At 32.3% G+C, this 13,352-nt stretch carries 11 protein-coding genes; all 11 read left to right on the top strand.

The window, feature by feature from the left end; translation table 11 throughout:
• Positions 1-207 precede the first annotated feature (207 nt).
• The 11 genes from BB045_RS10560 (at position 208) to rny (ending at position 13,127) form a co-directional block, all read left to right on the top strand.
• Complete coding sequence (locus tag BB045_RS10560; protein ID WP_070442336.1) at positions 208-2,625, top strand: DNA translocase FtsK; 2,418 nt, start codon at positions 208-210, stop codon at positions 2,623-2,625.
• Positions 2,626-2,628: 3 nt separating this feature from the next.
• Positions 2,629-3,345 carry a GntR family transcriptional regulator gene (locus BB045_RS10555; RefSeq protein ID WP_070442363.1) on the top strand — a complete coding sequence of 239 codons (717 nt, stop codon included), beginning with the start codon at positions 2,629-2,631 and terminating at the stop codon, positions 3,343-3,345.
• A 25-nt stretch (positions 3,346-3,370) separates the two neighbouring features.
• Positions 3,371-4,645: an EF-P 5-aminopentanol modification-associated protein YfmF gene (yfmF, locus tag BB045_RS10550; protein ID WP_070485028.1), complete on the top strand. Its 1,275-nt coding sequence runs from the start codon at positions 3,371-3,373 to the stop codon at positions 4,643-4,645.
• Positions 4,645-5,934: an EF-P 5-aminopentanol modification-associated protein YfmH gene (gene yfmH / locus BB045_RS10545; RefSeq protein WP_016930682.1), complete on the top strand. Its 1,290-nt coding sequence runs from the start codon at positions 4,645-4,647 to the stop codon at positions 5,932-5,934. Before yfmF ends, yfmH begins: the two co-directional genes overlap by 1 nt.
• The gene (gene ymfI / locus BB045_RS10540) at positions 5,934-6,638 is read left to right on the top strand and encodes an elongation factor P 5-aminopentanone reductase (protein WP_011275919.1); all 705 of its coding nucleotides are present in this window, start codon (positions 5,934-5,936) and stop codon (positions 6,636-6,638) included. The genes yfmH and ymfI overlap by 1 nt, the downstream gene beginning before the upstream one ends.
• A 173-nt stretch (positions 6,639-6,811) precedes the next feature.
• Positions 6,812-7,642 (top strand): YmfK family protein, encoded by an 831-nt coding sequence (locus BB045_RS10535; protein ID WP_070442341.1) that lies wholly within the window; start codon positions 6,812-6,814, stop codon positions 7,640-7,642.
• 21 nt (positions 7,643-7,663) lie between these two features.
• Positions 7,664-8,056 carry a helix-turn-helix domain-containing protein gene (locus BB045_RS10530; RefSeq protein WP_033080070.1) on the top strand — a complete coding sequence of 131 codons (393 nt, stop codon included), beginning with the start codon at positions 7,664-7,666 and terminating at the stop codon, positions 8,054-8,056.
• 33 nt (positions 8,057-8,089) lie between these two features.
• The gene (pgsA, locus tag BB045_RS10525) at positions 8,090-8,665 is read left to right on the top strand and encodes a CDP-diacylglycerol--glycerol-3-phosphate 3-phosphatidyltransferase (RefSeq protein ID WP_011275916.1); all 576 of its coding nucleotides are present in this window, start codon (positions 8,090-8,092) and stop codon (positions 8,663-8,665) included.
• Positions 8,666-8,819: 154 nt separating this feature from the next.
• The gene (locus BB045_RS10520; protein WP_070442366.1) at positions 8,820-9,962 is read left to right on the top strand and encodes a CinA family nicotinamide mononucleotide deamidase-related protein; all 1,143 of its coding nucleotides are present in this window, start codon (positions 8,820-8,822) and stop codon (positions 9,960-9,962) included.
• Positions 9,963-10,137: 175 nt separating this feature from the next.
• Complete coding sequence (gene recA, locus BB045_RS10515; protein WP_070442342.1) at positions 10,138-11,181, top strand: recombinase RecA; 1,044 nt, start codon at positions 10,138-10,140, stop codon at positions 11,179-11,181.
• Positions 11,182-11,567: 386 nt separating this feature from the next.
• Entirely contained in the window at positions 11,568-13,127 is a 1,560-nt protein-coding gene (rny, locus tag BB045_RS10510) for a ribonuclease Y (protein ID WP_070442345.1), read from the top strand.
• Positions 13,128-13,352: the final 225 nt, after the last annotated feature.

The raw sequence follows: 13,352 nt of genomic DNA, 5'->3' as shown, positions 1-13,352 counted from the left end.
CAACATCACAGTTGTGTAATAATTTAAAAGGTTATGTAAACTCATTACTTAAATTATTCACTTTAGTTTATGACGATAAGTCTAAATGTGGTTGGTATTGTTCCAACCTCTTTCATACTTTTAAAAATACTATTAATACATATCGGAATACTATAAATATTTGTATAAAAAGAAATACTAAGTGAGAAATAAAGAAGGTGTACTATTTTGCCACAAACTAAGAAAAAAACAACAACTCGTAAAAAGGGTGCAACAGCTCGTAAATCGACTAAGAAAAAGCAACAGAAAAAAGATAGCTCAATTCGCTATATCGTTGCAATCATTATAGTCATTTTGTCGGTTCTGGGAATGTTCCAATTAGGAATTGTTGGTCGAATGATTGATAGCTTTTTCAATTATTTGTTTGGAATGAGTCGCTATTTAACATACATATTACTAAGTTTGATTACAGTCTATATTGCAATGCAGAAGAAATTTCCTAAAACAAGACGGACTTTTGGGTTAATATCATTACAATTTGTCTTATTAATTACAACACAAATTATTTATCATTTTCAAAAAGGTGCAGTATCTGAAAGAGAACCTGTTTTATCCTATGTCTATAAGGCTTATGAACATAGTCATTTTCCGAATTTTGGTGGGGGATTAATAGGATTTTATTTACTTAAAATATTTATTCCACTCATTTCAATTGCCGGTGTCATCATTCTTACATTAATTTTATTAAGTTCTAGTATTATTTTATTGCTTAAACTTAGACATAGAGATGTTGTTAAAGCATCAATTGATAAAATGAGAAACTCAAGTCAAAGTGCATCATCTAATTTCAAAGTAAAAAGAGAACAAAACAAACTTAAAAAAGAAGAACGTCAACGTGAAAAAGAAGAAGAGCGTGAACGTCTACGACAACATAAATTAGAACAAGAACAACTTAAGTCAGAACAAATCAAAGATGTTAGTGATTTCCCTGAAGTTAGTACTGAACCAGAAGATATTCCTATATATGGACATAGTGAATCGCAAGAAAGTAAACAAACAACTACTAATAAACGTAAGAAAAGACGTTTTGGTTTAAATAGTGAAGATATTGATAAAGAGAATAGTAGTAACGATGAAACAAATCTAGAGGATGAAAATTTACCAGAGTCGAATTCAAATGATAATCATCAAATGAAAGGAACAATTTCCGAAGCTGGTGAAGAGTCAAATATGGCATATCACATTCCTCCATTATCATTACTTAATCAGCCAGCTAAGCAACAATCTACATCTAAGTCTGAAGTTCAACGTAAAGGCCAGATACTCGAATCAACAATGAAAAATTTTGGTGTAAATGCAAAAGTTAAGCAAATTAAAATTGGTCCAGCTGTTACACAATATGAAATCCAACCAGCCCAAGGAGTTAAGGTTAGTAAAATTGTTAATTTGCATAATGATATTGCACTCGCTTTGGCAGCGAAAGATGTACGAATTGAAGCACCAATTCCAGGTCGATCAGCTGTTGGTATAGAGGTACCCAATGATAAGATTTCTTTAGTTACGCTTAAAGAAGTTCTTGAATCTAAATTCCCAGCGAGTAATAAGCTGGAAGTTGGACTTGGTAGAGATATTTCTGGTGAACCAATGACAATTCAATTAAATGAAATGCCCCACCTATTAGTTGCAGGATCAACTGGTAGTGGTAAGTCAGTATGTATCAATGGCATTATTACTAGTATTCTTTTAAATGCAAAACCTCATGAAGTTAAACTTATGTTAATTGATCCTAAAATGGTGGAATTAAATGTTTATAATGGGGTGCCACATTTATTAATACCGGTAGTTACAAATCCACACAAAGCTTCTCAAGCATTAGAGAAGGTAGTTGCTGAAATGGAACGACGATATGATTTATTCCAGCATTCATCTACACGTAATATTGAAGGGTATAATAAATTTATACGCCGTCAGAATGAAGAACTTGATGAAAAACAAGCAGAATTACCTTATATAGTAGTCATTGTAGATGAGTTAGCTGATTTAATGATGGTTGCAGGCAAAGAAGTAGAGAACGCAATTCAACGTATCACTCAAATGGCTAGAGCAGCAGGCATTCATTTAATTGTTGCTACTCAAAGACCATCTGTAGATGTAATCACTGGTATAATCAAAAATAATATACCATCACGTATTGCGTTCGCAGTAAGTTCTCAAACTGACTCTAGAACAATTATAGGCTCTGGTGGAGCTGAAAAATTACTTGGTAAAGGTGATATGTTATATGTAGGAAATGGTGAATCAGCTCAAACGCGTGTACAAGGTGCTTTCTTAAGTGATCAAGAAGTGCAAGATGTAGTTAACTATGTTGTTGAACAACAAAAAGCAAATTATGTGAAAGAAATGGAACCAGATGCGCCAGTAGATAAATCAGAAATGAAGAGTGAAGACGCTTTATATGAAGATGCATATATATTTGTAATTGAACAACAGAAAGCTAGTACTTCACTATTGCAACGACAATTTAGGATTGGCTATAATCGTGCTTCTAGATTAATGGACGATTTGGAACGTAACCAAGTTATCGGACCACAAAAGGGTAGTAAACCTAGACAAGTATTAGTAAATTTAGATGATGAAGAGGTGTAAATGATGACAGAGTTAAACTCAGCTTTTAAAGTGAAAGAATATATTCTTAAGCAGATTAAAGAACAATCTTTAAAACCTGGTGATAAACTACCTAGCAATTTATCTATTGCTAGAGAATTAAATGTAAAAACTGATGATGTCTATGAAGCGATTGGTGAACTCATAACTGAACAAGTCTTGACAGATAACTTTGAAGAAGGACCAAGCGTAAAAACATTGCACCCCTTCTTCTATCCATTGAATAAATTATTTAGCATCAACGATATGATTAAAGAAGCTGGCTACCACTCAGGCACGGAATATTTAAGTTTAGAGCAACAACCTGCCTCCGTACTGGATGCACAAATGTTAGGTATCAATGATAAACAACCTATTACAATCATTGAACGACTGCGTACTGCCAACCACCAACCAGTAATTTATTGTTTAGATAAAATCGCAGAAGATTATCTAACATGTGCAGACTATCAAGTGAGCGATGGTTCTATGTTAAATGCAATAGAGACTAATACGGGACATAAAGTCGCTTCAGCTGAAACAGAGGTTGAAGCCATTAGTTATGAACCACATATTTCTGATATTCTAAACGCATCTCCACATGAAGGTTTAATGCTATTAAAGGTTGTACATTATGACGAAATGGGTAAACCTATTTTATACTCATTAAATTATGTGAAAAGCAGTCTAGTTAAATTTAAATTGACGCGTACAAAAATATAGAAACAATATTAAGGAGTGTGGATGAATGTTAGAACAACAAACTAATAATGAGCATCAAATACATATTGATGTGTTACCTACAGATAAATTTAAGACAACTTTGATTACCTTTAAATTTATGGCACCTTTAGAATATGAAACTATTACAGCACGATCATTGTTAAGCAAGTTGTTAATACGTGCTACAAAAAAATGGTCCACGGATAAAGCATTTAGTAAACATCTATCTGAACTATATGGTGCATACATACATAGTTTTGTCTCAAAATTTAAAGATAAACACGTTATCACTATCTCGTTAGAAATAGTTAACGAACGCTATTTAAAAGATTCACCCCCCTTATTTGAAAAAGGATTAAATGTACTATATGAAGTGATAATGAATCCACTTATAGAGAATAATGCCTTTAACACAACGTTTGTAAATCAAGAAAAATCATTATTATCAAAGAAAATTGAAGCTGTAATTGATAATAAAGCACAATATTCTTTCTTGAATTTATTAAAATATATGTTTAAAGATGAACCTTATCGTCATTTAGCGACAGGTCAGATTGAAAAAATTAGTACAATCACACCTGAAAATTTATATAATACATATCAAAACATGATTAGTAATGACCTATGTTCCATTTATGTAGTAGGTAACGTAAATAAACAAGAAGTTAAACAATTAATTCAATCTAAATTTACGATTAATCCATTTACAATAGCGAAAACTAATCAACTTAATTTAAAAGATTCAAGTTCAGAAACACAATATATAGTTGAAGAAGATGAAGTTGATCAAGCTAAATTAAATATGGGTTATCGTTTTCCAACACGATTCGGGGCAAATGATTATTATGCATTGGTTGTATTAAACACGATGTTCGGTGGCGATCCATCATCTGTATTATTTAATGAAGTGCGTGAAAAACAAAGTCTAGCATATTCAATACACTCTCAATTAGATGGTAAAAACGGTTATCTTTTTGTATTAAGCGGTGTTTCAGCAGATAAATATGAACTTGCTAAAGATACAATTTTAGAGGAGTTTGATAAGTTTAAACGCGGTGAATTTGATATAGATAAATTAGAACTTGCTAAAAAAATTATCATTTCTCATAGGCACGAAATAACCGATCGACCTAAAAGTATCATTGAGGTCATGCAAAATCAACTACTGTTAGATTATAAACAAACAGATGAAAACTACATAGATCACATTCAAAAAGTAACAAAGGATGATGTGATATCAATGGCTAATAAAGCAGAACTAGATACCATATATGTACTTACAAAGGGGGATCATTCTTAATGAGGGAAACATACTATGAACTGATTGATGAACGTGTTTTTGAACATGAATTAACTAATGGTTTACGTTTATTTGTTATCCCCAAAAATGGATTCCAAAAGACATTTGTAACGTATACTACTCAATTTGGCTCTCTTGATAATACTTTCAAACCTCATAATCAAAATGATTTTGTGACTGTACCAGACGGTGTCGCTCACTTTTTAGAGCATAAGTTATTTGAGAAAGATGATACTGAAGATTTATTCACTGCATTTGCCAATGACAATGCTCAAGTAAACGCATTTACTAGTTTTGATCGCACTAGCTATCTGTTCAGTGCAACAGATAATGTTGAAAGGAATATTTTAAGATTACTAGAAATGGTTGAAACGCCTTTCTTTTCTAAGGAAACGGTAGATAAAGAAAAAGGTATTATTGCTGAAGAAATAAAGATGTATCAGGAGCAACCTGGTTATAAAATTATGTTTAATACTTTACGTGCTATGTATCAAAAGCACCCTATTAAAGTTGATATAGCAGGAAGCGTTGAAAGCATTTATAACATTACTAAAGATGATTTATATTTATGTTATGAAACATTTTATCATCCATCAAATATGGTGTTATTTGTCGTCGGAGATGTCAATCCTGAAAACATACGTGACATAGTTGAAACTCATGAAAATAAAAGGGATAAGACGAATCAGCCTAGCATTGAACGAGCAACTGTTGATGAACCAACAAATGTTATAACACCTTTTGTTTCAGAAGAAATGAAATTACAATCTCCTAGATTAATGTTAGGTTTTAAAAATGAACCAACTGAAGCGTCACCACATGAATATGTACAACATGATTTAGAAATGACACTATTTTTCGAATTAATATTTGGTGAGGAAACTGAATTTTATCAGACTTTATTAAATGAAGATTTGATAGACGAAACTTTTGGATATCAATTTGTACTCGAACCTACATATTGTTTTTCAATTATTACAAGTGCAACGCAATATCCAGATAAGTTAAAAGAAGTGTTGTTAAGTGAGCTAAACAAGTATTGTGGTAATCTTGATGATCAAGAAGCATTTGAATTGTTGAAAAAACAATTTATTGGGGAATTTATTTCAAGTTTGAATTCACCTGAATATATTGCAAACCAATATTCTAAATTATACTTTGAGGGCGTCAGTGTATTCGATATGTTAGATATTATAGATAATATAACATTAGATAGTATTAACGAAACTGCCACTAAATTTTTAAATATCAATAATATGGTTGATAGTCGATTGGAGCCTAAAGCTTAATGAGAGCGTTAGTACTTGGTGGGTCAGGCACTATTGGAACAGCAATTGTAGAGCGTTTATTAGAAGAAGGTAATGAAGTAATTATTCAATATTTTCAATCAGATTTAAAAGCATTACAAGATAAGTACAAAGGGGAAGCAGTCGAATTTATACAAGCTGATTTGACGCAAAATATTGATTTGGAAACTACCTTTGCTCATATCAAATATTTAGATTGTTTGATATACAGTAGTGGTACAGCTTTGTATGGCTTATTGCAAGATATGTCAGATATAGATATTGATCTTAGTTATAACATTCATGTTAAGCAGTTAATTAGATGTTGTCGTTATTTTATAGACTTAATACGTCAAAGTGAGTTTGGTCGAATTATTGTTATTTCATCCATTTGGGGTGAAACAGGTGCGAGTATGGAAACAATTTACTCGGCAATGAAAAGTGCACAAATCGGTTTCGTCAAAGCGTTAAGTCAAGAATTAGCGATGACTAATGTCACTGTTAATGCTATCACGCCTGGTTTTGTAAGTGGAAATATGTCACAAGTTTTTAATTCAGATGAATTGAAAGCTATATTAGAAGAATTACCTCAGCAAAGAATGATCAATCCTTGTGAAATTGCGCATACGTGTGCTTATCTATGGAATCCTTTGGCGAAAAGTATTACTGGAACTGTTCAAAAAGTAAACGGCGCTTGGTACATTTAAGTTGTGACAATTGAGGATGTGATAGCATTTAACGTCACTATTCTATTAGCTATAGTAAATTTCCCTTACACATTAAAAAAAGATTTTTGAACCAAGTTCTAAATGCTATAATATGATTACTAATTTTAATATTCCGATGGTAGGTTACCATTTAAAACAAGGGGCGGATATTGATGACAGTAGCCGAAAAGAAAGAATGGTATCTTGAATATGAAATCACAGTTAACCGAGCAGGTTTACTGGGTGATATTTCGAGTTTACTTGGTATGTTAGGTATAAGTATCATTACGATTAACGGGGTTGATCAAGGTCGACGAGGGTTATTAATTAAAACGGACAGTCTTGAGAAAGTTAATCGCTTTGAACATATAATCAATGAGCTTAGTGAGATAGAAATTACTAAATTAAGAGTACCTGAATTACGTGATAGATTGGCTGTTAGACATGGACGTTATATTGAACAAGACGCCGATGATAAAAAAACTTTTCGTTTTGAACGTGAAGATTTAGGTTTATTGGTAGATTTTTTGGCAGAACTTTTTAAAGAGGAAGGTCATAAATTAATTGGTATCAGAGGTATGCCACGTGTCGGAAAAACGGAATCAATCGTAGCAGGAAGTGTATGTGCGCATAAGCGATGGCTATTTATTAGTTCTACATTGATTAAGCAAACTGTACGAAGCTCTCTTATTAAAGGAGAATATGATTCTAACCATGTTTATATTATTGATGGCGCTGTCACTGCTAGAGAATCAAACCCTAAGCATCAAGAATTAGTGCGTGAAGTAATGACCTTACCATCAATCAAAGTGGTTGAACATCCAGATTTATTTGTGGAATCGGGTAATTATAGCATGGATGATTTTGATTATATTATTGAATTAAGAGAAAATGAAAATCAAGAAATTGAATATGATCAAATGAAACAACAAACAGTTAAAAGTAAAAACTCGCTAGACTTTGGAGAAGACATGTTTGGCGGAGGATTTGGATTTTTTGAATAGTGGTTGTGGAGGCTTTTAAAAGTGAAGACAATTGGTGAAACATTAAAAGGTAGACGTGAAAGGCTAGGAATGACGTTAGCAGAATTAGAAGAGCGCACTCAAATTAAACGTGATACGTTGAAATTAATCGAACAAAATCAGTTTGATAAATTAGCTAAAGTTGATTACGCAGAGGGTTTTATTCGACGTTATGCGAGTGTGGTAAATATTGATTCACAACAACTGATTCAAGCGCATCAAGAGGAAATACCAGATAGTCAACATCAATTGAATGAACTTTTATATAGATATCATAATGATGACGCGCCTACATATCGTACTAAGAGTAAAGAACATTTACAATTAATGATAATTATTGGTGGCATTATTATAATAACTTTTATCTTATGGGTCTTAGCTGTGTTACTATTATAAAATGAGAGATAAATTTAGAAATGAGGCTTTAACATGAATATTCCAAATCAAATTACGGTTTTCAGAGTAATATTAATTCCGCTTTTCATATTATTTGCTCTAGTAAACTTTGGATTTGGCAATGTATCTATTTTAGGTGGATTTGAAATCCGTATTGAACAACTTATTGCTGCTATCATTTTCATTGTAGCTTCTTTAAGTGATTTCCTAGATGGGTACTTAGCTAGAAAATGGCAACTTGTAACTAATATGGGTAAATTCTTAGATCCCCTAGCTGACAAATTATTAGTTTCCAGTGCATTAATTGTTATGGTTCAATTAGGACTTACAAATTCAGTAGTAGCAATCATTATAATTGCACGTGAATTTGCTGTTACAGGATTACGTCTATTACAGATTGAACAAGGGTTTGTTAGTGCTGCTGGTCAATTAGGTAAAATTAAAACTGCTGTAACTATGGTTGCAATTATTTGGATTTTATTAGGTGATTTGTTAGCAACATGGATAGGCATTCAAATTGGACAAGTATTACTTTATATTGGTGTTTTATTCACGATTTTATCTGGTATTGAATACTTTTATAAAGGTAGAGATGTTTTCAAACATTAAATTAGTGAAATACAACCAAGAATGATAGTGATAGAAAGATAATTCTATTCCTATTTATTCTTGGTTTTTTAGTTCAATTTTTAGAATAAATGTCATACTTTGCATTATAATGATAGATGTTGTGCAAGAATTATCGTTAGGGGGATAAATGGACATGAATATTTCAATAATAGCTGTTGGATCTGAGTTATTATTAGGACAAATTGCTAATACGAATGGACAATATTTATCAAGATTATTTAATAGTATTGGTAAAAGCGTAGTCGAACATACTGTGATTGGCGATAATCCTCAAAGATTAGAGTATGTTATCAAAGAGGGGTTAAAACGTTTTGATACACTCGTGTTTACTGGGGGATTAGGACCTACAAAAGATGACTTAACAAAGCATACTGTTGCGAAGGTGCTTGGTAAAAATCTTGTGACAGATACGAATGCATTAGAATATATTGAGAATTATTTTAAAGAACAAGGACAAGAAATGACGCCCAATAATAAGCAACAAGCTTTGGTTATTGAAGGTGCAAAAGTATTACAAAACAATTATGGGATGGCACCTGGTATGTTGGTGGAATATGAAGATAAGAAAGTCATTTTGTTACCTGGCCCACCAAGTGAAATGCAACCAATGGCAAAGAATGAGTTATTACCTTATTTAATGGATGAAGATAGAGTTATACACTCAGAACAATTAAGATTCGCTGGAATTGGAGAATCTCAAGTTGAAACAGAGTTAATGGATTTAATTGATAGTCAAGAAAATCCAACTATTGCTCCATTAGCTGGTACGCATGAAGTTTATATTAGATTAACTGCTAATGCCAATACAGAAAATGAATGCAAAAAGTTAATTGAACCTACTAAAGAGAAGATTCTTGCAAGAATAGGTGACTATTATTACGGTTCGGATGATATCGTTATAGAACAAGCTTTGATGAATATTATAAATAAAAGTTTCAGTATATATGATGGTGTGACAAATGGTGCACTATATACACGTTTGAAAAACCAAGATTTAAATCATTTATTGAAAGGACAACTACCTGATTCATCAGTCTTTGTTTCTGATTTTGATGATATTCTAGATAAATTAAAATATGTATCTCAATATGTAAAAGATTTATATAAAACTGATTGGGGTATAGCGTTATTACACAATCAAGAACAAGTTTATCTTGGGTACTATGATGACAGTGTGTTTAAATATGAGACATTTAAAATGCCTCTAAAACGAAATATTTTAAAAAGCAGAAGTCAAAATTATGCCATGATAAATTTAATAAATTGGTTTAAATAGTTAATATTTTTGAAAACTAGAGCACTTATTTAGTACGTTTGTTCGATTTTGTCTTGTCTTTTATCGTTAAAAGCGAACAAATATTCGCAAAATACTTGTAATTAGATTCAATTAAATGTATAGTATTAATTAAGATATTAATACGATGATTAACTCGTTAATAGGAGGTTTCGCTTTGGATAATGATCGTCAAAAAGCTTTAGATACAGTTATAAAAAATATGGAAAAATCATTCGGTAAAGGTGCCGTTATGAAACTAGGCGATAATAAAGGACGCCGTGTTTCAAGTGTTTCAAGTGGTTCAGTTACATTAGATAACGCATTAGGTGTAGGTGGCTATCCTAAAGGTAGAATTATAGAGATTTATGGACCTGAAAGTTCTGGTAAAACAACAGTAGCTTTACATGCTATTGCAGAGGTACAAAAGAACGGTGGCGTTGCTGCATTTATCGACGCTGAACACGCGCTTGATCCGGTATATGCAGAAGCATTAGGTGTAGATATTGATAATTTATATCTATCACAACCAGACCATGGTGAACAAGGTTTAGAGATTGCTGAAGCTTTCGTTCGAAGTGGTGCGGTTGATATTGTAGTAGTTGACTCTGTTGCCGCATTAACACCTAAAGCAGAAATTGAAGGTGAAATGGGCGATACGCATGTAGGACTTCAAGCTCGTTTAATGTCACAGGCGTTACGTAAATTATCTGGTGCAATTTCAAAATCAAATACAACAGCCATTTTCATTAATCAAATTCGTGAAAAAGTTGGTGTAATGTTTGGTAACCCAGAAACTACACCTGGTGGACGTGCATTAAAATTCTATAGTTCTGTTCGTTTAGAAGTTCGTCGTGCTGAGCAGTTAAAACAAGGCCAAGAAATTGTTGGTAACAGAACTAAAATTAAAGTTGTCAAAAACAAAGTTGCACCACCTTTTAGAGTCGCTGAAGTAGATATTATGTATGGTCAAGGTATCTCTAAAGAAGGTGAATTGATTGATCTTGGTGTTGAAAATGACATCGTAGATAAATCAGGTGCATGGTACTCATATAATGGTGATCGAATGGGTCAAGGTAAAGAAAATGTAAAAATATACCTTAAAGAAAATCCTCAAGTTAAAGAAGAAATCGATCGTAAGTTACGAGAAAAACTTGGTATTTTCGATGGAGATGTTGATGAAAAAGAAGATGCACCGCAAACCTTATTCGATGAAGAATAGTATTTACAATTTTAATTATTGAAGTGAATATTTCGCTAACTATATAGCAATAAAGTTTTAGTAAAATACGTCAGTTCACTAAAATTCACTTTTATTATATGAAATAAGCCTGCTACATTTGATAAGATACCCTAGTATTAAGCATTGAATAAATGAAATACTAGGAGGCATTTTTTATCACTTAACATTGTAGTAGGATTTTTGTTTTTATATAAACTTACATATAGTAAGTAATATATGTAAATTCGAAATACAGTGCAATTTCATATCTTGACACTAACAAGTTAATAAACGTACAATTAATATGTATAATTATTATACATTTATAAAAATCATAAAGAGATTTTGATATACAAAGCAAATACCTAGAAAAAGGAGGTGTTTATGTGAATTTATTAAACCTCCTACTCATTTTGCTGGGGATTATTCTAGGGGTTGTTGTGGGGTATTTTGTAGCCCGAAATTTATTGCATCAAAAGCAATTACAAGCTAGACAAACTGCTGATGATATTATCAAGCAAGGTCAAAAAGAAGCTGATAATATCAAAAAGGAAAAATTATTAGAGGCAAAAGAAGAAAACCAAATCATAAGAGAACAAACTGAATCAGAACTACGTGAAAGACGTGGTGAGCTTCAAAGACAAGAAGCCCGACTTCTTCAAAAAGAGGAAAATTTAGATCGAAAATCTGATCTTCTCGATAAAAAAGATGAGATTTTAGAACAAAAAGAATCTAAACTTGAAGAAAGACAACAACAAGTAGATGCAAAAGAGAGTAGTGTTCAGACATTAATAATGAAGCATGAACAAGAACTAGAACGCATCTCCGGTCTCACTCAAGAAGAAGCTGTAAATGAACAACTTCAAAGGGTTGAAGAAGAACTGTCACAAGATATTGCAGTACTTGTTAAAGAAAAAGAGAAAGAAGCTAAAGAAAAAGTTGATAAAAAAGCAAATGAATTATTAGCTACTACCGTTCAAAGATTAGCTGCTGACCATACAACTGAATCAACAGTTTCAGTAGTTAATTTACCAAATGATGAGATGAAAGGTCGTATCATTGGTAGAGAAGGTAGAAATATTAGAACTTTAGAAACATTAACAGGTATTGATTTAATCATTGATGATACACCAGAAGCGGTTATTTTATCTGGTTTTGATCCAATTAGACGTGAAATCGCGCGTACAGCATTAGTTAATTTAGTCTCAGATGGACGCATCCATCCAGGCAGAATTGAAGAAATGGTAGATAAAGCTAGAAAAGAAGTAGATGACATTATTAGAGATGCTGGTGAACAAGCAACATTCGAAATCAATGTTCATAATATGCACCCAGACTTAGTTAAAGTCTTAGGTCGTCTAAATTATAGAACTAGTTATGGTCAAAACGTCTTGAAACATTCTATTGAAGTGGCGCATTTATCTGGAATGCTAGCTGCTGAACTAGGAGAAGATGTTAGCTTGGCCAAACGTGCTGGATTACTTCATGATGTTGGTAAAGCGATAGATCATGAGGTTGAAGGTAGCCACGTAGAAATAGGTGTTGAATTAGCTAAAAAATATGCAGAAAATGAAACTGTAATTAATGCTATTCACTCTCATCATGGTGATGTTGAACCAACTTCTATTATTTCAATTCTGGTAGCAGCTGCTGACGCATTATCTGCGGCTAGACCAGGTGCTCGTAAAGAAACGCTTGAAAACTATATACGTAGATTAGAACGCTTAGAAACACTTTCTGAAGGTTATGATGGTGTAGAAAAAGCATTCGCTATTCAAGCAGGTCGAGAAATTAGAGTTATTGTTTCCCCTGATGAAATAGATGACTTGAAGTCATACAGACTGGCTAAAGACATTAAAACGCAAATAGAAGATGAATTACAATATCCTGGTCACATCAAAGTGACAGTTGTAAGAGAGACAAGAGCAGTAGAGTATGCGAAATAGTTTTTAACAGATCCAAATTTTGGGTCTGTTTTTTCTTTTCAGCTAAAATTCAATTATTAATTGAATTTAATAAAGTAGGTGAAATGTTGTCATTAAAAAAGAGTGAGATTGAATTCATTACGAATTCATAGTCTCACTCCAAATAAATGACTAGAACCAAAAAGTACAAACTGATTGAGGACATACTCAAAGTTCAATCATTTAATATAAATTTTCATTGTAAAC

Origin of the sequence: Staphylococcus sp. MB377, assembly GCF_001922505.1 — a bacterium.
Lineage (GTDB): Bacteria > Bacillota > Bacilli > Staphylococcales > Staphylococcaceae > Staphylococcus > Staphylococcus haemolyticus.
This window is presented reverse-complemented; position numbering and strand designations above follow the sequence as displayed.